Source organism: Streptomyces sioyaensis (genome assembly GCF_004122735.1).
GTDB classification, from domain to species: Bacteria; Actinomycetota; Actinomycetes; order Streptomycetales; family Streptomycetaceae; genus Streptomyces; species Streptomyces sioyaensis.
Map to the genome: position 1 here is coordinate 1 of NZ_SDIF01000108.1, position 24,084 is coordinate 24,084.

17 protein-coding genes and 1 pseudogene are annotated in these 24,084 nt (G+C 72.9%); 5 read left to right on the forward strand and 13 right to left on the reverse strand.

The annotated features are described in order from the left end of the window. Together EST54_RS27030 and EST54_RS27035 are read right to left on the reverse strand one after the other, a co-directional pair. Window positions 1-1,072: M1 family metallopeptidase (locus EST54_RS27030; protein WP_244942625.1), on the reverse strand; the 1,072-nt coding region annotated here is incomplete at its 3' end. Window positions 1,073-1,151: 79 nt separating this feature from the next. Then, the gene (locus tag EST54_RS27035; protein ID WP_129250337.1) at window positions 1,152-2,030 is read right to left on the reverse strand and encodes a helix-turn-helix domain-containing protein; all 879 of its coding nucleotides are present in this window, start codon (window positions 2,028-2,030) and stop codon (window positions 1,152-1,154) included. Between the two features lie 164 nt (window positions 2,031-2,194). Between EST54_RS27035 and EST54_RS27040 the strand changes: the two genes are divergently transcribed. After that, complete coding sequence (locus EST54_RS27040; RefSeq protein WP_129250338.1) at window positions 2,195-4,006, forward strand: glycoside hydrolase family 35 protein; 1,812 nt, start codon at window positions 2,195-2,197, stop codon at window positions 4,004-4,006. 58 nt (window positions 4,007-4,064) lie between these two features. On the opposite strand, the gene EST54_RS27045 is transcribed toward EST54_RS27040, so the two are convergent. The 5 genes from EST54_RS27045 to EST54_RS27065 form a co-directional block, all read right to left on the reverse strand. Beyond that, on the reverse strand, window positions 4,065-7,181 hold the full coding sequence (locus EST54_RS27045; protein WP_129250339.1) for an endo-alpha-N-acetylgalactosaminidase family protein: 3,117 nt from the start codon (window positions 7,179-7,181) through the stop codon (window positions 4,065-4,067). Window positions 7,182-7,393: 212 nt separating this feature from the next. Next, window positions 7,394-8,587 carry a sensor histidine kinase gene (locus tag EST54_RS27050; RefSeq protein ID WP_372448273.1) on the reverse strand — a complete coding sequence of 398 codons (1,194 nt, stop codon included), beginning with the start codon at window positions 8,585-8,587 and terminating at the stop codon, window positions 7,394-7,396. Continuing rightward, entirely contained in the window at window positions 8,584-9,264 is a 681-nt protein-coding gene (locus EST54_RS27055; RefSeq protein WP_129250340.1) for a response regulator, read from the reverse strand. The genes EST54_RS27050 and EST54_RS27055 overlap by 4 nt, the downstream gene beginning before the upstream one ends. Window positions 9,265-9,365: 101 nt before the next feature. Continuing rightward, on the reverse strand, window positions 9,366-9,551 hold the full coding sequence (locus tag EST54_RS27060) for a hypothetical protein (protein WP_129250341.1): 186 nt from the start codon (window positions 9,549-9,551) through the stop codon (window positions 9,366-9,368). A gap of 225 nt (window positions 9,552-9,776) precedes the next feature. Further along, window positions 9,777-10,586, reverse strand: a complete 810-nt coding sequence (locus tag EST54_RS27065) for a S1 family peptidase (protein WP_129250342.1) — start codon at window positions 10,584-10,586, stop codon at window positions 9,777-9,779. Between the two features lie 265 nt (window positions 10,587-10,851). Here EST54_RS27065 and EST54_RS27070 point away from each other — a divergent pair, with 265 nt between their 5' ends. Continuing rightward, window positions 10,852-11,748 (forward strand): hypothetical protein, encoded by an 897-nt coding sequence (locus EST54_RS27070; protein ID WP_129250343.1) that lies wholly within the window; start codon window positions 10,852-10,854, stop codon window positions 11,746-11,748. Between the two features lie 34 nt (window positions 11,749-11,782). Here the strand turns inward: EST54_RS27070 and EST54_RS27075 are convergent, their stop codons facing one another. Continuing rightward, window positions 11,783-12,478, reverse strand: a complete 696-nt coding sequence (locus EST54_RS27075; protein WP_129250344.1) for an alpha/beta fold hydrolase — start codon at window positions 12,476-12,478, stop codon at window positions 11,783-11,785. 151 nt (window positions 12,479-12,629) lie between these two features. Next, window positions 12,630-13,361 carry an MBL fold metallo-hydrolase gene (locus EST54_RS27080; RefSeq protein WP_129250345.1) on the reverse strand — a complete coding sequence of 244 codons (732 nt, stop codon included), beginning with the start codon at window positions 13,359-13,361 and terminating at the stop codon, window positions 12,630-12,632. 141 nt (window positions 13,362-13,502) lie between these two features. On the opposite strand from EST54_RS27080, the gene EST54_RS35670 reads away from it, so the two are divergent. Both EST54_RS35670 and EST54_RS27095 read left to right on the forward strand, forming a co-directional pair. After that, the gene (locus EST54_RS35670; RefSeq protein ID WP_244942626.1) at window positions 13,503-14,147 is read left to right on the forward strand and encodes a hypothetical protein; all 645 of its coding nucleotides are present in this window, start codon (window positions 13,503-13,505) and stop codon (window positions 14,145-14,147) included. A 130-nt stretch (window positions 14,148-14,277) separates the two neighbouring features. Then, entirely contained in the window at window positions 14,278-14,751 is a 474-nt protein-coding gene (locus EST54_RS27095) for a PPOX class F420-dependent oxidoreductase (RefSeq protein WP_129250346.1), read from the forward strand. A gap of 30 nt (window positions 14,752-14,781) precedes the next feature. Here the strand turns inward: EST54_RS27095 and EST54_RS27100 are convergent. Then, a pseudogene (locus EST54_RS27100) lies at window positions 14,782-15,537 on the reverse strand (winged helix-turn-helix domain-containing protein); the annotation flags it as partial. A 67-nt stretch (window positions 15,538-15,604) separates the two neighbouring features. On the opposite strand from EST54_RS27100, the gene EST54_RS27105 reads away from it, so the two are divergent. Beyond that, window positions 15,605-16,177 carry a hypothetical protein gene (locus tag EST54_RS27105; protein ID WP_129250347.1) on the forward strand — a complete coding sequence of 191 codons (573 nt, stop codon included), beginning with the start codon at window positions 15,605-15,607 and terminating at the stop codon, window positions 16,175-16,177. Window positions 16,178-16,367: 190 nt separating this feature from the next. Here the strand turns inward: EST54_RS27105 and EST54_RS27110 are convergent, their stop codons facing one another. The 3 genes from EST54_RS27110 to EST54_RS27120 form a co-directional block, all read right to left on the reverse strand. Continuing rightward, window positions 16,368-17,828: a glutamate synthase subunit beta gene (locus EST54_RS27110; protein ID WP_129250348.1), complete on the reverse strand. Its 1,461-nt coding sequence runs from the start codon at window positions 17,826-17,828 to the stop codon at window positions 16,368-16,370. After that, window positions 17,821-22,425 carry a glutamate synthase large subunit gene (gene gltB / locus EST54_RS27115; RefSeq protein ID WP_129250349.1) on the reverse strand — a complete coding sequence of 1,535 codons (4,605 nt, stop codon included), beginning with the start codon at window positions 22,423-22,425 and terminating at the stop codon, window positions 17,821-17,823. Before gltB ends, EST54_RS27110 begins: the two co-directional genes overlap by 8 nt. A gap of 291 nt (window positions 22,426-22,716) precedes the next feature. After that, entirely contained in the window at window positions 22,717-23,448 is a 732-nt protein-coding gene (locus EST54_RS27120; protein ID WP_006606214.1) for a VIT1/CCC1 transporter family protein, read from the reverse strand. Window positions 23,449-24,084: the final 636 nt, after the last annotated feature.

Below are 24,084 nucleotides of genomic sequence, written 5' to 3' on the forward strand. Positions count from 1 at the left end.
CGACGGGGTGGGTGGAGGGGCGCTGGTCGGCGTCGTAGCCCCAGCCCTTGCGGGCGACGGCGAAGTCGGTCCAGGTGTCGGTGAAGCGCGTGGCCTCGGACAGGACCTGGTAGCCCATGTACTCGGCGAAGGACTCGTTGAGCCAGATGTCGTCCCACCACTGGAGGGTGACCAGGTCGCCGAACCACATGTGGGCCATTTCGTGGGCGATGACCACGCCGCGGGTCTGGCGTTCGGTGTCGGTGACCGCCGAGCGGAAGACGAACTCGTCGCGGAAGGTGACCAGTCCGGGGTTCTCCATGGCGCCGGCGTTGAATTCGGGGACGAACGCCTGGTCGTAGGAGTCGAAGGGGTAGGGCTCCTCGAAGATCTCGTGGTAGCGGTCGAAGCAGCGGCGGGTGAGGTCGAGGATCTCCTCGGCGTCGGCGTCGAGGTGGGGCGCGAGCGAGCGGCGGCAGTGGATGCCGAAGGGCAGCCCGGCGTGTTCGGTGCGGACGGAGTGCCAGCGGCCGGCGGCGACGGCGACGAGGTAGGTGCTGATCAGGGGCGTGGGGGCGAGGGTCCAGTGGCCGGGGTCGCCCTGGGTGGCGAGGCCGTTGCCGAGGACGGTCCAGTCGGTGGGGGCGGTGACGGTGAGGGCGAAGACCGCCTTGAGGTCGGGCTGGTCGAAGGCGCCGAAGACGCGCTGGACGTCGTCCAGGAAGAGCTGGGTATAGACGTAGCTCTCGCCGTCGGCGGGGTCGGTGAAGCGGTGCATGCCCTCGCCGGTGCGGGAGTAGCTCATGGTGGCGTCCAGGCGCAGTTCGTGGGCGCCGGGGGTGAGGCCGGTGAGCGGGAGGCGGTTGTCGTCCAGGACCGCGGGGTCGAGGGGCCGGCCGTCGAGGGTGGCGGAGTGCAGCTCGGCGGGTTTGAGCTCGACGAAGGTGTCGCCGGCGGCGCGTGCGGTGAACTGGATGACCGTATGGGACCCGAACCTGTCCGCACCCCGGGTGAGGTCGAGTGCGATGTCGTAATGGTGGACGTCGATGAGTTGGGCTCGGGTCTGCGCCTCGTCGCGCTGCAGTGCGGGCATGGGGTCATGCTGCCGTACGGTCCACGGCCTGCGCACGGGGGTTTGACAGGTCGGGGCGGGCCGGGTGCGGCCGCCCGGGTCAGCCGCCGACCAGTGGTGGGTCGTCCGGATCCGGGATCTGGGTGGACCAGCCGCCCGGCACGCTGTGGACCTGGCGGTCGCGGAAGCGGACCGGGGCGGTGCCGACGCGGCGGGTGAACAGGCGGCTGAAGTAGGCCGGGTCGTCGTAGCCGACCCGGCGGGCCACCGCGGCCACCGGCAGCTCGGTTCCCACCAGGAGTTCCTTGGCCCGGCCCAGGCGGATCCCCAGCAGGTAGTCCTTGGGGCTGCAGCCGGCGCCGCGGCGGACGGCGGTGCGCAGTTCCGCCGGTGTCATGCCGTGCCGGGCGGCGTGTTCGGCGACGGAGAGCGGCAGGAACGCGTCGCGGGCCAGCGCCTGGAGGACGGGTTCGCCCTCGGCGTCCGTATCGGCCCGGGCCCGGCGCAGCGCGACCAGGAGTTCATGGACGGCGGCGGAGGTCTCCACCTCCAGGAGCGGGTTGCCGCGCCGGGCCGCCCGGGCGATGCGCCCCACGGCCGCGCGCGCCGGGCCGGTGTCCGCGAGCGGGACGAGGGGGCGGTCCCGCTCGATGTAGCCGAGTTCGGTGTAGGTCTCGGCGGCGGGCCCGGTGAAGTCGACGAAGCTCTCGTCCCAGCCGGTCTCGGGGTCGGCCCCGTAGTGGTGCACCACCCCCGGCGTGATCCACAGCAGGGCGGGGGCGGTGACCGCGTGGCGGCGGCCGTCCGGGGTGATGCACCAGCCGCGGCCGGCGCTGATGACGACGGCGACATGGTGGTCGAGGGTGCGCGGGCCGACCGCGGGCAGGGTGCCGTGCTGGAGTCCGACCCCCAGGCACACCAGGCCGAGCCGGTGGTGGACCGGGTTCGGCGTGAAGTACCGCATCCAGGTGTGGTACACGTCCGGGCCTCCCGTCGCCGCGTGCCTGTCCGTACCGCTCCGTCGAACCGTCCAACCGCAGCCGATCTTTGTCCATGGACCGTCACACCGCCAGAGGGCGAGGGTGACCGGTGACCGGGCACGCCCGGCCGGTGACGCACGGAGACGACACAGGGGCGGGTGACGTGACGCGGTTCGAGGTGGGCGAGCGGGACTTCATGCTGGACGGGCGGCCGGTGCGGCTGCTGTCCGGGGCACTGCACTACTTCCGGGTGCACGAGGAGCAGTGGGGCCACCGGCTGGCGATGCTCCGGGCGATGGGCCTGAATTGTGTGGAGACCTATGTGCCGTGGAATCTGCACGAGCCGCGGCCCGGTGAGTTCCGGGACCCGGAGGCGCTGGGGCGGTTCCTGGACGCGGCGCAGGCGGCGGGGCTGTGGGCGATCGTCCGCCCGGGGCCGTACATCTGCGCGGAGTGGGAGAACGGCGGGCTGCCTCAGTGGCTGACCGGGCCGCTGGGCCGGCGGGTGCGGACGCGGGACGCGGCGTATCTGCGGGCCGTGGACCGCTGGTTCGGGCGGTTGCTGCCGCAGGTCGTGGCGCGTCAGTGCACCGAGACCGCGGGGCCCGGCGGCCCGGGCGGCGGGCCGGTGCTCATGGTGCAGGCGGAGAACGAGTACGGCTCGTACGGCAGCGACGGGGCGTATCTGGCGTGGCTGGTGGACCGGTTGCGTGCGCAGGGGGTGCGGGTGCCGCTGTGCACGTCGGACGGGCCCGAGGAGCACATGCTGAGCGGGGGGTCGGTGCCGGGGGTGCTGGCCACCGTCAACTTCGGTTCCGGGGCGCGGGAGGCGCTGGCCGCGCTGCGGCGCCACCGGGCGGACGGGCCGCTGATGTGCATGGAGTTCTGGTGCGGGTGGTTCGCGCACTGGGGGCGGGCACCGGCGCCGCGCTCGGCGCGGGACGCGGCGGCGGCGCTGCGGGAGATCCTGGAGTGCGGCGCCTCGGTCAATGTGTACATGGCGCACGGCGGGACGAGCTTCGGCGGGTGGGCGGGGGCCAACCGGTCGGGCGAACTGCACGACGGGGCACTTCAGGCGACGGTGACCTCGTACGACTACGGGGCGCCGGTCGATGAACGGGGGCGTCCCACGGAGAAGTTCTGGCGGTTCCGGGAGGTGCTGGCCGAGTGGGCACAGGGGCCGCTGCCGCCGGTGCCGGAGCCGCTGCCGGTCCTGGCGGCTCCGGCGCGTGCGGTGCTCGGGGAGTGGGCGCCGGCCGGGGAGGTGATGGCGGCGCTGGGGGGTGCGGAGGTCGAGGCGGGCGGTCCGGCGACGTTCGAGGAGCTGGGCGTGGACCGGGGGGTGGTGCGCTACCGGCTGGCGGTGCCGGGGCCGCGGGGCCGGTATCCGCTGCGGGTGCGGGGGCTGCGGGACCGGGCGGTGGTGTCCGTCGACGGGGTGCCCGGGCCCGTGGTGGACGCCGAGGACGCGCTGCTGGGGGAGGTGGCCGGGCCGGCGTCGGTGGAGGTGTGGGTGGGGTCGCTGGGGCGCGTCAACTACGGTCCGCGGCTTGCCGAGTCCAAGGGGATCGTGGGCGGGGTGCTGCACGAGCGGCAGTTCGTGCACGGCGTACGGTCGCGGGGGCTGCGGCTGGACGCACTGGAGGAGGCGGGAGCGCTGGCCGAGGTGCCGTTCCGGGCGGCGGCGGGAGCCGACGGGGCCGCGGGGCTGTACCGGGGCACGGTGACGGTGGCCGGGCGGGCCGGGGACGCGGACCTCGTGCTGCCGGGCTGGCGCCACGGTTTCGCCTGGATCAACGGGTTCTGCCTGGGGCGCTATCGGTCCGTCGGGCCGCAGCGCGCCCTGTACGTACCCGGGCCGGTGCTGCGCGAGGGCGACAACGAGCTGCTGTTGTGGGAGTGGGAGGGCGCCCCGGCCCCCGTGGGGGAAGGGGCCGGGGCGCCCGGTCTGTGGCCCTGCGCGGCAGAAAGCTGAGGGGCAGGGAGCTGAGGCTGGTCGCCGGGGGCGCGCCGCCCCTCCCCCGCGACCCGCGCTACTCCCGCACCTCGCGCACCTCGAACGCGTCGAGGACGAACTCCGCGGTCCCGTCGTCGCCCACCTTGCGCAGGCCCACCCACGCCTCGCCGCGTGCCGGCGCGGTGAACTCCTCGCTGAAGGTGGTGGGCCGGGTCGCCACGGGCAGCGGGCTGCGGCGCAGTTCGCGGGGCGCGGGCTCGTCGACGGCGGTGACCCAGGCGTACTGGCCGGCCTGCTCGTTCTCGTAGCGGAAGGTGACCCGGTAGCGGTGGCCGGGCGTGAAGCGGACGGTGTGCGGGACGGTGCGGTACACCAGCCCGGTGTTCTCGCCGCGTGACTTGAGCGACTGGCCGCCGTCGATGACGTCGTCGATCGCCTTGCCGTTCCAGCCCCGCTGGGTGAAGCGGGCGTGCCGCTGGGCGAGGTGGGTGCGCGGGTCGGTGCTGCCGCCCGCGTCGCCCTTGACGAAGACGCCCCAGCCCTGCGGGACGTGCTCGAAGTCCTCGAAGACCAGGGTGCCCTTCTTGGTGACCGCCCTGGCGGGGACGACGCGGACGTTGTCGAACCGGACCCGGGCCCGGCCCGCCGCCGCGGTCAGGGTGAGGGTGACCGGCCCGCCGCCGTCGGGGACGGTGAAGTGGGTGAAAAGCCGCTGGAAGCGGGTGCCGGATTTGCGGTCGGCGGCGACGTAGTTGCCGGCGGTGGAGGTGTCCGTCCAGTTGCCGGCGGTGACGCCGTCGGCGGTGCGGATCTCCAGGCCGGCCCGGCGCCGCTCCCCCGCCGTGGCGCCGACCTCGATCTGTACGGAGGCGGCGTAGCTGCCGGGCGCGAGCCGGCGGAGGTTCTGGGCGACGGTGGCGGCGGCGCCCGCGCCGATGACCAGTTCGTAGTCGCCGAGTGTGCTGCGCCGGACGGAGGCCGGGCCGGTGGTCCGCCAGGCGTCCAGGTTTCCGGCGTGGAAGCCGGGGTCGGTGACCGGGGTGCCCTCGCCCCAGCGGGGGTTGCCCTGGGCCGGGGCCCGGTGGCGGTGGACGACGTACGCCACGCCGGGCCGGGCGGTGAGGGCGATCTTCCCGTCGCGGACCGGGACCCGGGTCTCCTCGGTGCGGCCCTGGTCGGTGAGCCGGTAGACGTGGACGGCGGTGGCCGCGGACCACCCGCGCGGCAGCGTCCAACGGGTCGTGCCGCCGCGGGGGTTGTAGTGGTAGAGCCTGCCGGGGTCGGTGGCGTTGCGGGGCTCCCAGGGGAGCAGATAGGTGCCGTCGTCGTAGACCAGCCGGCCGTCGGTGGTGATCGTGCGGGTGCCCTCGGCGTCGCTGACCGACGTCCTGGTGGGGCCCTCGAAGGTGATCTCGTGGGCGCCCCAGGTCTTGATCGGGTACGCCTGGAGGTACTTGGCGGGCAGTGCCGCGGTCCACAGGAGGGTGTGGAAGGCGGTCCAGTCGGTCTTGCCGACCCAGCCCTCGAAGTTGCCCATCCGGCCGCTGCCCAGCAGCGTGGGCCACTTGTCGGCGAAGACGTCCTTGTGGTGGTTGCGGACGAAGCGGATCAGCCGGGAGTTGATGCCGCGGGAGGTGTCGGGGCCGTAGTCGGTCTCGTTGGCCCAGTGCGACCACAGCGAGGAGCGCTCCAGCCCGTGGCCCCATTCGGTGGTGATCTGCCAGCCCTGGTCGCGCAGATGGCGCTGGAGGCGGTCGGAGTTCCAGCCGGACTCGCGGAAGACGTCGATATAGAGGGTGTTGAGCGCCGGGTCGGTCTCCTTGCGCAGCCGCGCGAAGCGGGCGGCGATGTCGCCGGAGACCAGATCGCGGCGGGCGTCGATGCGGTAGGACTGGTCGAGCCAGTCCCACTGCTTGTCGTTCTTGTCGACGAGCTCCTCGGAGAAGGCGTGCGCGACGGGGTAGGACTCGGTGGCGTTGACGTGCACCGCGAAGTCGCTGTTCCACTTCTTTCCGGCGCGGAGCAGCGCGTTGAGATCGGCGAGGCCGCCGGCCCGCTCGTTGTAGTTGCCGCCGTAGTCGGGGTGGGCGGAGTCGTGGCCTTCGGACTGGTAGCCCTTGAGGAGGGTGAACTGCCCGAGCCCGTCGGTGGCCAGGGCGATCCGCTTGACGTTGTCGAGGGTGGCGAGGAACGGGTTGGTGGCCTGGCTGGCGAAGTTGAACGCGATGTGCGGGACGACCCGCAGGTGCTGTGTGTCGGCGCCCAGCGGCACGACCATGATGTCGCGCAGCGCGATGGCGGCGTCCTGCCAGTCGACGCGGCCGTCGCCGTTGCGGTCACCGGTGACGATGACGGTCGCGTACGGCAGCGGCTCGGTGGCTGTGGGGGCACCTCCCGCTCGTGGAGTGGGGGACGGCTGGCCGGCCGCCCGGTGCGTCCACTGGCCGGGGACCAGCTGCGCCTTGACGAAGCCGTCGCCCTTGAGGGTCTGCCGCCACAGCCGGCCGTTCTCCCAGGTGGTGGCGCCGGCCGGCTTGTCGTACACGGTGTTGGTCTCGACGGCGGCGGCCAGCTCGTCGGTGGCGACGACGGCGTAGGCGCATCCGGTGGGCGCGGCCTCGGCCGGGGTGTCGGCGGTGACCCGCACCAGGGTGTCCCCGCTCGTGGCCTTGTCGAGCGCGATACGGGCGGCGAGCAGGGTCGCGCCGGGCTGGTCGCTGCGGACGCCGAGCAGCGCGAGGCCGGGGATCTCCAGGGTGCCGACGCGCAGCGCCGGGGTGTCGGTGATGCCGGTGACCCGCCAGGTGACCTGCCGGCCCCGGACGGCGATCTCGACGGTGATCCGGGTGCCGCCGTCGAAGCCGAGGGTGTAGGTGGCGCGGTCGGCGCGGACGCGGTGGCTGACGTGGGGGGTGCGGGCGGTGCCGTCGACGAGGACCTCGGTGACCGGGGTGTCCTGGCCGTGCAGGACCGCGCCGGTGCCTCGGTCGGTGTAGGAGACGATGCGCGGGAAGGCGGTGTCGACGCGGACCTCCAGCGCGTCGGACCGGAGCCGGGCCGTACCGTCGCGCCGGGAGGCGGCCGTGGCGGGGGGCGCGCCGGGCAGGAGGGCCCCGGCGACCGGGGCGAGCGCGGTGCCGGCGACGACCGTTCTGCGGCTGGGCCCGCGGGGGGCACCTGTCTGTCCGTTCACGCGCGCTCCTCCTTCGTGCCGGCAGTGCCTGTCGGCGGACAGCGTGCTGTGGGCGCGGGGCGTGCGCCTATGGACAAAGGAGGGGCAGGTGTTGGACAGATGTGGGGCCGGTGGGGCGCCGGTGACGGCGGGCGGCCCGGGCCGGTGGCGAAGTCGGGCGGCAGCGCGGGCCCGGGCCGGTGACGGCACGCAGCCCCGGACCGGTCGCGGCGTCAGGCGGCCGCGCCGCCGTCGAGAGGCAGGACGGCGGTGAGCTCCCAGCCGCCCTCGGCCGCGGGGCCCGCGGTGAGGCGGCCGCCCATCGCCTCGGCCCGTTCGGTGAGTCCGGCCAGGCCGAAGCCGCCGCCGCGGGCCTGTTCGCAGAGGCGGGCGGGGGCGCCGCCGTCGTTGGCGATGCGCAGTTCCGCCCCGAGGGGCACGGGCCGCAGACCGATCCGTACCGCCGTGGCGTCGGAGGCGTGCTTGCGGACGTTGGTCAGCGCCTCGCGCACGATGCGGTAGACCGCCGCCGCCACATCGGCCGGCAGCGCGTCGGCCACCCCCCGGTCGAGGGCGAGGACGACCGGCGGACCGGTGCGGGCGAACGCGTCGGTCAGCGCCCGCACCTCGGCGAGCCCGGCGACCGGATGGCTCTGTACCCCGGGCTCCCGCAGGACCCGCACCAGCCGGCGCATCGCGCCCAGCGCCTCGCTGCCGGAGGTCTCGATCCGTTCGAAGGTGGCGCCGGCCTGCTGCCCTTCCAGGGCGGTGAAGCGGGCGGCGCGGGCCTGGACGACGATGCCGGTGACATGGTGGGCGACCAGGTCGTGCAGCTCACGCGCCAGTTCCAGCCGCTCGGCGGCCCGGACCGCGGCGAGGTCGCGCAGCCGCTGGCCGTCCTGGCGGCGCAGGACCAGCGAATAGGCGGCGACGACCACGGTGAGCATGACGTGTACGGCGGTGTAGACGCCCAGCCGGATGTCCCGCAGCGGGGCGAGCACGCAGGCCAGGCCCAGCAGCGGGCCGAGCACGGCGGCGGTGCGGGCGGGCGCGCGGTGCACGACGGCGCCGAGCAGGACGAGCAGGGCGATGCCCTCGCCCAGGCCCCAGACCTCCGGGGCGTGCTGTCCGGCGATCAGCACCGCCGAACCGGCCAGCGAGACCGCGGCCGCGGTCCAGCCGCGGACGGTCAGCGGGACCCGGGTGGAGGGCACCGCGCACAGGCAGACCACCACGGCGGTGACCACCAGGGTCGCGTACGGGCGGAGCGGCTGGCTGGCCAGCTCCACCGTCTCGAAGCCGACGAGGAACAGCAGCAGCACCGCCAGCCCGGCCTTGGCGGCGACGCCCGGCCGCGGGCGCGGCAGGCGCCATCCCGTCACCGGGCTCCCGCCCGGGACGAGCCGCTTTCCGGTGCGCTCGCTCACGTCCGGCCCGTGACCAGACCTGTCTCCCAGGCCCAGGCGGCGATCTCGACCCGGTTGCGGGCGTCCAGCTTGCTCTGCACGTTCGCCAGATGCGTCTTGACCGTGGACAGCGAGACGAACAGTTCGCCGGCGATCTCGGCGTTGGTCAGACCGCCGGCCAGCGCCCGTACGACGTCCTGTTCGCGCTCGGTGAGCGGCTCGGAGGGGGAACGGGCCGGGCGGCCGCGGCCGCCGGCGGGAGCCATCCGGCGCAGCAGCCGGACGGTGATCGCCGGCGAGACCAGCGAGTCGCCGACGGCGGCGGCGCGGACGGCCTCCACGAGCATGGCCGGGCTGGCGTCCTTGAGGAGGAACCCACTGGCACCGTCGCGCAGCGCGGCGTGGACGTATTCGTCCAGGTCGAAGGTGGTGACGATGACGATCCGGGGGCGCTGTCCGTGCTCGGGGTGGGCGGCGGCCAGCTCGGCCAGCCGGCGGGTGACCTCCAGCCCGTCGAGGGCGGGCATCCGGATGTCGAGCAGCAGCACATCGGGGCGCAGCCGGGCCACGGCATCGAGGGCGGCCCGGCCGTCGATGACGTCGTCGAGGACCTCGATGTCGTGCTGGCTCTCCAGAATCATCCGGAAGCCCATCCGGACCATCTCCTGGTCGTCCGCGATGACCACGCTGATCGGCATGTCGTTCCTCCTCGGCGCCGTATGGGCCGAGGGCCCGTGTCCGTCCGTCCGGCCGGCGGGGCGTGCGGCGCCCCGGGGACCGGGAGAACCTGCGGGCACGGTCAGCCCCGGACCGCCTGCGGGGGCGCCTCGGCCGGCTCGACGGGGCTGTCCTGGACGCCGAGCAGGACGTAGACGACGGCCGCGGCGGAGGCAGCGAGGAGCAGGGCGGCGAGGACCGTCGTGCGGTGGTCGCGGTCACGACGGCATACCGGGGGCCGGGGGCGGGGTCGGGACTGGGTGGTCATGGCGTTCATGCTAAGAAGCCGCCGGGGGCCCGCCCATGGGCCGTACGGTCATCCGTGACGCCACAAGTCCCGTCCGGAAGCACGAGCTTGGTCCCGGGCCGGACGGACCAAGGTCCCTGGGGCGGCGGGACCAAAGGCCCGGAACCGAGGGGTCGGGAGCGCCCGCCGCGGCACAGGGCCCGGGGAGCGGCTGCGGCTCCCCGGGCCCTTCGGTGCGTACCGCGGTCAGCCGCCGAGTTCGCCCGCGGCCTTCTTGATGTTCGCGGCGAAGGTGCTCACCTCGCTGTAGACACCGGGCTTGCCGGGCCGTGCGCAGCCCTCGCCCCAGGAGACGATGCCGACCTGGAGCCACTGGCCGGCGTCGTCCTTGCGGAACATCGGGCCGCCGGAGTCGCCCTGGCAGGTGTCGACGCCGCCGGTGTCCAGCTTGCCCGCGCAGATCTCGTCGCCGGGCGTCAACTGGTCACCGTAGGCCTTCTTGCAGGTGGCGTCGTCGACGAACGGCACGGTCGCCTTGAGGAGGTAGCGCTGTTGGTCGCCGCCCTCCTTGTCGGCGCCCCAGCCGGCGATGGTGAAGTCGCCGCTGTTGAGCTTGTCGTTCTCGGCGATCTTCAGGGTGGGCTGGTCTATCGGCTTGTCGAGTTTGATGAGCGCCCAGTCCTTGCCCTTGCCGTTGTAGCCGGGGGCCTGGAGGACCTGGGTGGACTTCACCTTGACGGCGTGCGAGTCCTCCAGGTCGGCCACCCCGGCGGTGGCGGTGATGGAGGTGTTGGCGCCGCTGCCGTCGACGCAGTGCGCCGCGGTGAGCACGATGTCCTTGGCGTACAGGGCGCCGCCGCAGCCCATCGACAGCCGGACCATGAAGGGGAATTCACCCTGGTCGGCCTTGGTGCCGCCGACGACCTTGGTGTGGACGGAGCCGGACGGGTCCGGGGCGGGGGCGGCGTGGGCCGCGCCCGGCTGGAGGCTGAAGGCGGCCAGGGCGACCGCGCCGACGGCGGTGGATCTCGTGAGGAGCTTCCGGTGAGTGCGCAACGGGCTTCCTTTCGTGGGGGGTTGCACGTCGATGACGAGCCCATGCCAACACCGGAGCCGGACGTGACCGCCGCACCGTGCACAGGGCGGAAGACAGCACGCCGTAAGGCGTCCGGACCCAGTGGGGGATGAGTCCGAAGAGCGCCCTGCGATTATGTGGACCGGCAGGTCAGAGTGACAAGGGTGCGCATCCGGCCAACTCCCGTGCCACACAAGCCCCGTACGGCCCATACCGGACGTTCCCGGCGCCCCGTACAGTGGCCGGGTGACCACCGGCAGCAGTGAGATCGAGCACGGTTTCCCCCATCTCGACACGGTGCGCGCGGCCGTCCACGCGCTGTTCACCCGCCTGTCGTACGACACGGTCAGCACCTTCGCCACCAGCGTGCTGCCGGTCGATGTGGCCTTCGACGACTCCGAGGACCTCCATCTGGGGGCGCAGCGGGTCGCCCGCGCCCTGGTCCGCCAGCTGCATCTGCCGGACGCACGGATGGTCATCACCTTCCGCGAGATGGAACACGCCGCGAACGTCGAACTCACCGCGGGGCCCGAGTACTTCATCGAGCTGAACGACCGCTTCACCCAGCACCGCAAGGACATCGGCGCGGCGCTGGCCCACGAGGTGATGCACATCTGCCTGCACCGGCTGGACCTGTCGTTCCCCGGCACCCGCGACAACGAGATCCTCACCGACACCGCCACGACGTACCTCGGCGCGGGCTGGCTGCTGCTGGACGCCTACCGCGAGCACGGCCCGTTCTCGCAGAAGCTGGGCTATCTGACGCCGGAGGAGTTCGGCTACGTCCTCGCCAAGCGGGCCCGGTTCTTCGGCGAGGACCCGGCGCCGTGGTTCACCAGCCCGCAGGCGTACGACGCGTACACGGCGGGCGCGGAACGGGCCGGGCGGGACCTGCGCCGGCCCCCGCTGGCCGGCGCCGGCTGGGCGGCCCGGCTGCGCTACGCCAAGGACCGCCGGGCGGCGCAGCAGGGGCGGACGGGCCGGCCGCCCGCGGCGGGTGACGGCTACGCCTTCGAGGGCCCGTCGCCCCTTCGGGTGTCGTTCCCCTGCCCCGCCTGCCACCAGCGGATCCGGGTCCCGGTCCGCGGCCGGCTCCAGGCGCGCTGCGCGCTGTGCAAGACCCTGCTGGACTGCGACTCCTGACGGCGCGGCGGCCGCACCGCCGGGCCGGGCCCGTTCAGACCCACCCCTCCAGGCCCGCCATGAAGGCGTCGAAGTCGTCGCGGTGGATGGTGTGTCCCACGCCGGGCACCGTACGGACCTCGAAGCCGCGGCCGGCCAGCTCGGCCGCCGCCGGGGCGGAGTAGAGGAACCCCTCCCCCGCGTACTGCACCAGCGAGGGGACGACCGGCTTCTCGGGCGTACGGTCCTCGCGGTGCGCGGCGGACAGCGCGAGGGCGGTGCCGGTGTCCCAGTCCGCGACCGTGGCCAGCTCGATGTCGATGTCGGCATCGCTCCAGCGCGGGTTGAACATCCGCACCTTCGCCCGGTCGGCCCGCTTGAACGTGACGAACAGGGCCGGGTCGACGGACTGTCCGAGCCCGGCGAGCGACCACGCCGGATCGCTGTACACCGCCCGCCGCGGCTGCAGCCGCTCCACCGCCAGGGACAGCGCCAGGCCGCCCAGGGAGTGCCCGATGACGACCTCGGGGGCGGCGGGCAGGGTCTCCACGAGGTCGTCGGCGAACAGTTCGGCGGCGTAGTCGCCGCGCGGGCTGCGGCCGTGGCCGCGCAGATCGACGGCGAGGACGCGATAGCCGCGCCCGGCGAGCGCCGGGCCGACCCGGTGCCAGGTGCGGTGATCGGACATCAGACCGTGGACCAGCACCGCGATCCGTTCACCGGCGCCCCACTCATGGGTGTACAGCTGCATGCCCGTGCCTCTCCTCGCATCCCGCGCCCGCCGGCTCCCGCCGTTCCCGGCCCGGGCCCGGCACGCCCGAGGGTATCCGCGCGGCGCGGCGCGGACCGGGCGCCGCACCCCGACCCCGCCACGGCGCACCCGCCCGGCCCCGGCCAGGGCCCTACCGCCAGTCGCTCTCGGGCGTGGCCGCGGCCAGGATCTGCCGCGCGTCACCGCGCAGCGGCACACCGTGCGGGACGCACACCGTGTCGGCACCGAGCGCGGCGAGCCGCCGGAAGGACGCGACGGCCTCCTCCCGGGCGACATTGATCGGGCCGAGGACGGCACGCCGGCCCTCGGGGTCGGTGCCGATGAGGTCGCCGGGGAAGAGCAGCCTGCTCGCGGGGAGGTACAGGGCGATCCCGCCGGGGGTGTGGCCGGGGACGTGCAGCACCCGCACCGGTTCGGGCCAGCCGTCGAGGGTGTCCCCGTCGTGGAGTTCGACATCGACCTCGACGGGGCGCAGCGGCGGGATGCCGGCGGCCGCGAGGTCGGCCATGATCCCTTCGTGCAGCGTCCGTTCGGCGGGGGTGAACTCCGGCGCGGGGGCGGGGGCGGTGCCGCGGATGTACGGGGCCTCCAGGGCGCCGGCCAGGACGCGGGCGCCGGTGGCGGCGACCAGGTCGGCGGCGGCGCCCATGTGGTCGAGGTGGTAGTGGGTGAGCACGATCTGCCGCAGCTGGTCGGGGCGTCCGCCGAGACCGGTGAGGGCGTCGAGGACGGCGGTGGCGGAGCCCGGGACGCCGGTGTCGACCACGGCGTATCCCTCGTCGGGAAGGGCGACGAGATACACGTGCCCGACGGGGAAGGGCAGGTGCCAGACGGTGCGGGTGATCCGGGTGAGAGTGTCCATGGCCCGGACGCTAACGGCCGGCGGTCCGCCGTCACGGCGGTTGCGCCGGCGGCGGATTGAGCGCAGGGCGAACGTGCGCCGGATCGGGCCGGAACCTGTCTTGCCTTTGCCACGTCACACCGCTGACCAAGGAGGCAATTCATGCGAGGATCCCACCTCTCCCGCACCCGTACCCTCACCGGCGTGCTCGCGCTGGCCACGGCCGGCACCGTCGCACTGTCCGGCTGCGGACAGCAGAAGCAGACCGTGGGCACCGCGCCGGCCCCGAAGAAGCAGGACGCTTTCGAGCGGCGCGCGGATCAGCTCGTGCGGGACTGGCCGAAGGTGTCCCCGGTCGCCGGGCGGCAGCAGGCGCTGCTGCCGCTCGGCGACCGGGGACACCTTCGGCCAGTCCCGCACGAGCTGATCCGCGCGCCGGCCCCGAAGAAGCAGGACGCTTTCGAGCGGCGCGCGGATCAGCTCGTGCGGGACTGGCCGAAGGTGTCCCCGGTCGCCGGGCGGCAGCAGGCGCTGCTGCCGCTGGCCGGCGCGGACCGCCCCAAGGACAAGGGCGTACGGGAGATCACGGTGACGGTCGGACACAGCGCCTGCGACGCCCACTTCGGTGCCCGCAGCCACGAGTCCAAGGACCTGGTGGTGATCACCGGCTGGGGCAAGCGGAAGAGCAACAAGGGGATGTGCACCGAGCAGCTGGCGACCGACAAGGTGACGGTACGGCTCAAGTCCGCCCTGGACGGCCGCAAGGTCGTGGACGCGGCCACCGGCAAGCAACTGCTCAAGGGCTGACCGGCGGGCATCGGCCCGGGGCGGACAGCCGGGCAGCGGCCCGGTGGCGGGCAACCGGGCCGCACGAAGGGGACCTTCCGGCCACGGGCGGTCCGGCGGATCGTGGCCGGACCGCCCTAAGCTCGCCCGTATGAGCCCTTCCCGCGCCACCACGAACCGAGTCGAACTGCCCGGACTGCTGGAGTTCGTCCGCCCCCGGCACCGTGCGATCCTGCTCACCCGCCGCGGCGACGGCACCCCGCAGGGCTCACCGCTGACCTGCGGGGTGGACGACTCCGGCCGGCTGGTCATGTCGACGTATCCGGAGCGCGCCAAGACCCGCAACGCCCGCCGGGTCCCGTCGGTCAGCGTCATCGTGCTGTCCGACGAGTGGAACGGCCCCTGGGTGCAGATCGACGGCGAGGCCGAGGTCCTCGACGTCCCGGATGCGATCGAGCCACTCGTCGAGTACTACCGCACCATCGCCGGGGAGCACCCCGACTGGGACGAGTACCGGGAGGCGATGCGCACGCAGGGCAAGTCACTGATCCGGGTGACGCCGCTGCGCTGGGGCCCGATCGCCACCGGCGGCTTCCCCGCCCGGCTCGCGGAGGACGGCGACTGACCACGGCCCGCCCGGCAGGTCAGGCGCGGGGCGGGGCGGGGCGAGCGCCAGGGAAGGGTAGAGCGCCTCGTCGGGGAGGCCGAGCTGGGCGCGGAAGGCTCGGCGGCCCGCCGCGGTGACGGTGAGGATGCGGGTGGTGACGGCCTTGACGATCCAGTCGTGCTCCAGGGCGTGCTGATAGAGGGCGGCACCGACCGCGCCGGAGAGATGCTGGCGGCGCACCGTCCAGTCGAGGCAGGTGCGGACATGGGCCCGGCCGGCGGCGGACGGACCGGCGTCGGAAATGCCCAGGGCGGCCAGCCAGTTGGCGCCGGCGCCGGTCAGCACCAGGCCGTAGTCCCGGGCCAGCAGGCCGCGTTCGGTCATGGCGGCGGCGATGGCGACGCCGAGCGCACCGGCGATGTGGTCGTAGCACGTACGGGCGTGGTGCAGCGCCCGGCGGTGGTTGGCCTCGGCCAGCGAGCGGACCGGGACCTGACGGTAGGGGGCCAGGCCGGCGAGGTTCTCCAGGGTTTCCGCGGTCTCCGGGCCGGCCAGCCGCACATAGCGCCGCCGGCCCCGGCGCTCCTCGGCGAGCAGGCCGCCGGAGACCAGGAGGTTGAGGTGTTCGGTGGTGGTGGACGGCGCCACCGCGGCGTACTCGGCGAGTTCACCGGCGGTCCAGGCACCGCCGTCGAGCAGGGCCATACAGATGGCGGCGCGGGTGCGGTCCGCGAGCAGTGCCGCCAGGGCGGCCAGATCGGGGGTTTCCGCGACGCTTTCCTGATCGGCGTCCCATCGGTTCATCTACACAGAGTAACCTCTCATAACATTTCGGTGAGCACCGAATCGTCCGGCTTCTATCCTCAACGCCATGAACGTCGCGCTGGAGAAGAGCAGTTCGGTGACGCCGGCGCTGCTGTCCACGGAGAACGACGACGGGACCTTCGTGCTGGTCGAGCTGCGGATCCGGTGGGAGCTCGGGCCGGTCGTCAGCGTCTGGCTGCCGTCCCGCGGCCGTACCGCGCAGAATCTCGCGGTACGCCCGGACGTGGTCTTCAATCTGCCGCCGGACGGGACGGGGGCCGAGGAGGGGACGAGCAGCATGCCGTGCGCCACGGACACGCCGTGGACGGAACGGTCCGAGCTGGTGCGGCCGCCGCGGCTCACGCACTGCCCGGTGCAGTTGGAGGCCCGCCGGGTCGGCGAGCCGGCGGTGACCGACGGGGCATGGACCCAGATCGAGGCCCAGGTACTGCGGGTGCATGCCGATCCGCGGGTCGTGCTGCCGCTCGGCGAGGGGCGGGGCGACGCGGGGGTCTGGCAGCCGCCGGTGCACGACTTCCGGCCGTCGGCCACTCCCCCGCCGCAGCCCGTACCGGCGCCCGCGCGGGAGCTGGCACGGCAGTTGGGGCGGCGCTTCCCCGCCGGGCGCGGCGACTCGTAGGGGCGGGCGAACAGATCCCGTAGGGGAAGCGAGCGCCCCCTGCGGGGCCACAACGGGGCAGGGGGCGGGGCGTATTCCCGTGGGGCGCCGACGGCAAAAATCCGCGGCGCCTGCCCTCCGGTCGGGGGGAGGGGACAGGCGCCGCGGTTGTTCCGCACGACGTTGTACGGGACATCTGGGGGACGGTCCGTCACACGGCCAGTGCGCGGTCCGTCGGCTTGATGGGAGCGGGCAGGGCGCTGACTCCGGTCAGGAAGCGGTCCACCCCGCGGGCGGCGGAGCGGCCCTCGGCGATGGCCCACACGATCAGCGACTGGCCGCGTCCGGCGTCACCGGCGACGTACACGCCGGGGACGTTGGTGGCGAAGTCCGCGTCGCGGGCGACGTTGCCGCGCTCGTCGAGCTCCAGGCCGAACTGCTCGACCAGGCCGTTCTCCCGGTCGGTGCCGGTGAAGCCCATCGCGAGGGTGACCAGCTGGGCCGGGATCTTCCGCTCGGTGCCGGGCTTCGGCTCCGGCCGGCCGTCCTTGAACTCCACCTCGGTCAGGTGCAGCCACTGGACGTTGCCGTCCTCATCGCCCTCGAAGTGGGTGGTGGAGACGGAGTAGACCCGCTCGCCGCCCTCCTCGTGCGCGGAGGTGACCTTGTAGAGCATCGGGAAGGTCGGCCAGGGCTGACCCGCGTGCCGCTCCTCGCCCGGCCTGGGCATGATCTCCAGCTGGGTGACGGAGGCCGCGCCCTGGCGGTGGGCGGTGCCGACGCAGTCCGCGCCGGTGTCGCCGCCGCCGATGACGACGACGTGCTTGCCCTCGGCGCTGATCGGGGCGACGGTCAGGTCGCCCTCCTGCACCTTGTTGGCCAGCGGCAGGTACTCCATCGCGAAGTGGATGCCGTTCAGCTCGCGGCCGGGCACCGGCAGGTCGCGGGAGGTGGTGGCACCGGCGGCGATGACGACGGCGTCGTAGCGCTTGCGCAGCTTCTTGGCGTCGAGGTCGCGGCCGATCTCCACCTCGGTGCGGAACTTGGTGCCCTCCGCGCGCATCTGCTCGATGCGGCGGTTGATGTGGCGCTTCTCCATCTTGAACTCGGGGATGCCGTAACGGAGAAGACCACCGATACGGTCCGCGCGCTCGTAGACGGCGACGGTGTGGCCCGCCCGGGTCAGCTGCTGGGCGGCGGCCAGGCCGGCCGGGCCCGAGCCGATGACGGCGACGGTCTTGCCGGAGAGGCGCTCGGGCGGCTGCGGGGTGACGTCGCCGTTGTCCCACGCCTTGTCGATGATGGAGACCTCGACGTTCTTGATGGTCACCGGCGGCTGGTTGATGCCCAGCACACAGGCGGACTCACAGGGCGCGGGGCACAGCCGACCGGTGAACTCCGGGAAGTTGTTGGTCGCGTGCAGCCGCTCGCTGGCCTCGGTCCAGTCCTCGCGGTAGGCGTAGTCGTTCCACTCGGGGATGAGGTTTCCGAGCGGGCAGCCGTTGTGGCAGAACGGGATGCCGCAGTCCATGCAGCGCGACGCCTGCTTGCTGATGATCGGCAGCAGGGAGCCGGGCTGGTAGACCTCGTTCCAGTCCTTGACGCGCTCGTCGACGGGGCGGGTCTTGGCGACCTCGCGCTCGTGGTTCAGGAAGCCCTTGGGGTCAGCCATTGGTCGCCGCCTCCATCATCTTCTCGTGGGTCTCGGACTCGGAGAGCCCGGCCTGCTCAGCGGCGTCCTTGGCGGCGAGCACTGCCTTGTAAATGGGCGGGATGACCTTGCTGAAGCGCGCGGCCGCGGCATCCCAGTCGGCGAGGAGCTTTTCGGCGACGGTGGAGCCGGTCTCCTCCTGGTGGCGGCGCACCACGTCGTGCAGCCACTGCTTGTCGGCGTCGTCGAGCGCGTGCACCGCGTCGACGAGCTCCTTGTTGACGTTGGCCTTGTCCAGGTCGATGACGTAGGCGAAGCCGCCGGACATACCGGCCGCGAAGTTGCGGCCCGTCTCGCCCAGCACGACCGCGTTGCCGCCGGTCATGTACTCACAGCCGTGGTCACCGACGCCCTCGGAGACCACCGTGGCACCGGAGTTGCGGACGCAGAAGCGCTCGCCGACCCGGCCGCGCAGGTACAGCTCGCCGCCGGTGGCGCCGTAGGCGAGGGTGTTGCCGGCGATGGTGGAGTACTCGGCGAGGTGGTCGGCGCCGCGGTCCGGGCGGACGACGACCCGGCCGCCGGACAGGCCCTTGCCGACGTAGTCGTTGGCGTCGCCCTCCAGGCGCAGCGTGACGCCGCGCGGCAGGAACGCGCCGAAGGACTGGCCGGCCGAGCCGGTGAAGGTGATGTCGACGGTGTCGTCGGGCAGGCCCGCGCCACCGAACTTCTTGGTGACCTCGTGGCCGAGCATGGTGCCGACGGTCCGGTTGATGTTGCGGATCGCGATCTGTGCCCGGACCGGCTGGGCGTCCTCGGCGGTGTCCGCGGACAGCGCGTCGGCGGCGAGCTTGATCAGCTCGTTGTCGAGCGCCTTCTCCAGGCCGTGGTCCTGCTCGATGACCTGGTGGCGCACGGCGCCCTCGGCCAGCTCGGGGACGTGCAGCAGCGGGGCCAGGTCCAGGCCCTGCGCCTTCCAGTGGTTCACCGCGCGGGCGGTGTTCAGCAGCTCGGCGTGGCCGATGGCCTCGTCCAGGCTGCGGAAGCCCAGCTCGGCGAGGATCTCACGGACCTCCTCGGCGATGAACTGGAAGAAGTTGACGACGTACTCGGCCTTGCCGTTGAACCGCTCGCGCAGCGTCGGGTTCTGGGTGGCGATGCCGACCGGGCAGGTGTCGAGGTGGCACACGCGCATCATGACGCAGCCGGAGACGACCAGCGGTGCGGTGGCGAAGCCGTACTCCTCGGCGCCCAGCAGGGCGGCGATGACGACATCGCGGCCGGTCTTGAGCTGGCCGTCGGTCTGCACCACGATCCGGTCGCGCAGGCCGTTGAGCAGCAGCGTCTGCTGGGTCTCGGCCAGGCCCAGCTCCCAGGGACCGCCCGCGTGCTTGAGGGAGGTCAGCGGGGAGGCACCCGTACCGCCGTCGTGGCCGGAGATCAGGACCACGTCCGCGTGCGCCTTGGAGACACCCGCGGCGACCGTGCCGACGCCGACCTCGGAGACCAGCTTCACGTGGATGCGGGCCGCCGGGTTGGCGTTCTTGAGGTCGTGGATCAGCTGAGCCAGGTCCTCGATGGAGTAGATGTCGTGGTGCGGCGGCGGGGAGATCAGGCCGACGCCCGGGGTGGAGTGCCGGGTCTTGGCGACCCAGGGGTAGACCTTGTGGCCGGGCAGCTGGCCGCCCTCGCCGGGCTTGGCGCCCTGGGCCATCTTGATCTGGATGTCGTCGGAGTTGACCAGGTACTCGGACGTCACACCGAAGCGGCCGGAGGCGACCTGCTTGATGGACGAGCGGCGCGCCGGGTCGTAGAGACGCTCGGCGTCCTCGCCGCCCTCACCGGTGTTGGACTTGCCGCCCAGCTGGTTCATGGCGATGGCGAGGGTCTCGTGCGCCTCCTGGGAGATGGAGCCGTACGACATGGCGCCGGTGGAGAAGCGCTTGACGATCTCCGACGCCGGCTCGACCTCCTCGATCGGGATCGAGGGGCGGTCGGAGGCGAAGGAGAACAGGCCGCGCAGCGTCATCAGCCGCTCGGACTGCTCGTTGACCCGCTCGGTGTACTTCTTGAAGATGTCGTAGCGCCGGGCGCGGGTGGAGTGCTGGAGCCGGAAGACGGTGTCCGGGTCGAACAGGTGCGGCTCGCCCTCGCGGCGCCACTGGTACTCGCCGCCGATCTCCAGCGCACGGTGCGTGGCGGCGATGCCGGAGGCCGGGTAGGCCTTGGCGTGCCGGGCCGCGACCTCCTTGGCGATGACGTCCAGACCGGCGCCGCCGATCTTGGTCGCGGTGCCGTGGAAGTACTTGGCGACGAACTCCTCGTCCAGGCCGACGGCCTCGAAGACCTGCGCGCCCCGGTAGGAGGCGACGGTGGAGATGCCCATCTTGGACATGACCTTCAGGACGCCCTTGCCGAGCGCCTTGATCAGGTTCTTGATCGCGGTCTCCGGCTCGACGCCGGGCAGGAACGTGCCGGCCCGGACCAGGTCCTCGACGGACTCCATGGCCAGGTACGGGTTGACCGCGGCCGCGCCGAAGCCGATCAGCAGCGCAACGTGGTGCACCTCGCGCACATCGCCGGCCTCGACGAGCAGACCGACCTGGGTGCGCTCCTTGGTGCCGATGAGGTGGTGGTGGACCGCGGCGGTCAGCAGCAGCGACGGGATCGGCGCGTGCTCGGCGTCCGAGTGGCGGTCGGAGAGCACGATCAGCCGGGCGCCGTCGTCGATGGCGGCGTCCGCCTCGGCACAGATCTGCTCGATGCGGGCGGCCAGCGACTCGCCGCCGCCGGAGACCCGGTAGAGGCCGGAGAGGGTCACGGCCTTCATGCCGGGCATGTCGCCGTCGGCGTTGATGTGGACGAGCTTGGCCAGCTCGTCGTTGTCGATGACCGGGAAGGGCAGGGTCACGCTGCGGCAGGAGGCGGCGTTCGGCTCCAGGAGGTTGCCCTGGGGGCCGAGCGAGGAGATCAGCGAGGTGACCAGCTCCTCGCGGATGGCGTCCAGCGGCGGGTTGGTGACCTGCGCGAAGAGCTGGGTGAAGTAGTCGAAGAGCAGCCGGGGGCGCTCGGAGAGCGCGGCGATCGGCGAGTCGGTGCCCATCGAGCCGATGGGCTCGGCGCCGGCCTTGGCCATCGGGGCGAGGATGACGCGCAGCTCTTCCTCGGTGTAGCCGAAGGTCTGCTGGCGGCGGGTGACCGAGGCGTGGGTGTGCACGATGTGCTCACGCTCGGGCAGGTCCGCGAGCTCGATCAGGCCGGAGTCCAGCCACTCCTGGTAGGGCTGCTCGGCGGCGAGCTGCGCCTTGATCTCGTCGTCCTCGATGATGCGGTGCTCGGCGGTGTCCACGAGGAACATCCGGCCGGGCTGGAGGCGGCCCTTGCGGACGACCTTGGCGGGGTCGATGTCCAGGACGCCGACCTCGGAGGAGAGCACGACCAGGCCGTCGTCGGTGACCCAGTAGCGGCCGGGGCGCAGACCGTTGCGGTCGAGGACCGCGCCGACCTGGGTGCCGTCGGTGAAGGTGACGCAGGCCGGGCCGTCCCAGGGCTCCATCATCGTGGAGTGGTACTGGTAGAAGGCGCGCCGGGCCGGGTCCATGGAGGTGGAGTTCTCCCAGGCCTCCGGGACCATCATCAGCACCGAGTGCGGCAGCGAGCGGCCGCCGAGGTGCAGCAGCTCCAGGACCTCGTCGAAGGACGCGGAGTCGGAGGCGTCCGGGGTGCAGACCGGGAAGATCCGCTCCAGGTCCTCACTGCCGAAGAGCTTCGAGGCGAGCTGGGACTCGCGCGCACGCATCCAGTTGCGGTTGCCCTTGACCGTGTTGATCTCACCGTTGTGCGCGACGAAGCGGTACGGGTGGGCCAGCGGCCAGCTCGGGAAGGTGTTGGTGGAGAACCGCGAGTGGACCAGCGCGATCGCGGTGGCGAAGCGGCGGTCGGACAGGTCCGGGAAGAAGGGCTCCAGCTGGCCGGTGGTCAGCATGCCCTTGTAGACGATCGTCCGGGCGGACAGCGAGGGGAAGTAGACCCCGGCCTCGCGCTCGGCGCGCTTGCGCAGCGCGAAGGCCTTGCGGTCCAGCGCCAGCCCGGTGCTCTTGCCATCGGCCACGAACAGCTGGGAGAAGGCCGGCATGGTGGCGCGGGCGCCGTTGCCCAGCAGCTGCGGGGCGACCGGGACCACTCGCCAGCCGAGGACGTCCAGGCCCTCCTCGCCGGCCATCGTCTCGATGCGCGAGACGGCCTTGGCCGCTTCCTGGGCATCGGACGGCAGGAAGGCGATACCGACGGCGTAGGCGCCGGCCTCGGGGAGCTCGAAGGTGACCTCGTCACGGAGGAACGCGTCCGGCACCTGGAGCAGGATGCCCGCGCCGTCGCCCGAGTCGGGCTCCGAGCCGGTGGCACCGCGGTGCTCCAGATTCGTCAGGACGGTGAGCGCCTGCTCGACCAGTGCGTGGCTGGCCTCACCGGTGAGGGTGGCCACAAAGCCGACGCCGCAGGCGTCGTGCTCGTTGCGCGGGTCGTACATGCCCTGCTGGGCGGGGCGGCCGTCCATGGGCGACCAGGCGGCGTCGCCGGCGCTGCTGGTGGTCGCGGAGTGCGTGGACGCGAAGCGCATCAAGCTCTCCCAACGTCGTCGTGGCATAGGAATTGCCGAGGGACGACGTTGGCCCTCCGCGAAATTTCGTGCAGGTTACAGGATGGGCCGCTTCTCGAAAGTCGAAAAGGGGCTTCCAACATGCGGACACCGCGGGTGCGGTGGGTCAGGACGCGGACGGAATCGGGAGCCGTCCCACAGGGCGGCGTTCGGCGAGCGACATTGCCCGCGACGCCTGGGCCTTATGCCCCGTCGTCATCGATTCGAAACCGCTGGGTAACGCGGTAATTATGCAGTCACTCGCATGACACGTCACCCTACGACGGTTCCGAACAGTGCTCCCAGGGCGTACGTCACACCCGCCGCGGCGCCACCGAGGGCCAGCTGGCGCAGTCCGCTGAACCACCAGGAGCGCGCCGTCACCCGGGCCACGACCGCCCCGCAGGCGAAGAGCCCGACCAGGGCGAGCAGCACCGCCGGCCAGATCGCGGAGGCCCCCAGCAGGTACGGAAGAACAGGCAGCAGCGCGCCCAGCGCAAAGGATCCGAAGGAGGAAATGGCGGCGACGGCGGGCGAGGGAAGGTCCGACGGGTCGATGCCCAGTTCCTCGCGGGCATGGATCTCCAGGGCCTGTTCGGGGTCCGAGGAGAGCTGTTCGGCGACCTGCCGGGCGAGCGCCGGCTCGACGCCCCGCGACACGTAGAGGGCCGCCAGTTCGTCCAGCTCGTCCTTCGGGTGCGTGCGCAGCTCGGCCCGCTCGACCGCGAGCTCGGCCTGGACCAGCTCCCGCTGCGAGGCGACCGAGGTGTACTCCCCCGCGGCCATCGAGAAGGCGCCGGCCGCGAGGCCCGCAAGGCCGGTGATGATGATCGTCTGCTGCGAGAGCGCGCCGCCGGCGACACCGGTCATCAGGGCGAGGTTCGAGACCAGCCCGTCCATCGCGCCGAAGACGGCGGGGCGCAGCCAGCCGCCGTTCACATCGCGGTGGGTGTGGTTGTCGCGGTGCGCCACATGCGTCGGTGCCGCGGCATCCATGATCTCCATGACGGACATATCGGTACCTACTCCCAGGAGCGAGGTGTGGGCCGATGGCGGCGCTTCCCCCTTCAACGCCTCGAATTTATGCGCCCATTACCCTCCGCCGCTAGCAAGGAAGGCCGAACTTACCGCTCTGACCTGCGGTTTTTCCCCGAGGTCGGCGATGAGATCCGGGTCACACGCCCGTCGGCGGCGTCGCGGACCCGGTCCCGCGACGTCGTCCGGGAGGAGTCGACCGGGTGACCGTGCCGCCCGGGAGAGGAGAGCCGGGCCGAGGCGTGGCACGGATGAAGCGCGGCGGTCCGACGCCAGCCGGGTGCCGTCCCCGGCCGTGCGCCGCCCCGGCCGGCCGCACGGACCTCGCCGAGCCGGCCGGGCCGCTCGCCGTACGGAGCCGACCGCCCCCGAAGCCACCGGGGCGGCGGTCCCGCGGCACGTGCGGACGCCGTCGTCGGCGCCCGCTTGGCCCACTCCCCCACAGTGGAAGGACGCACCCGCACATGACCTACGCAAGCGAGCAGACCCCGACCGCGCCGGACGCCCCCGGCCGCCGGGCCGCCGGGGCCCGAACGGTCATGCCGACCGTGCAGCCGGCGCCGGCGGGCCCGCCGGCGCCGGCTGCACGGTCGGCATGACCGTTCG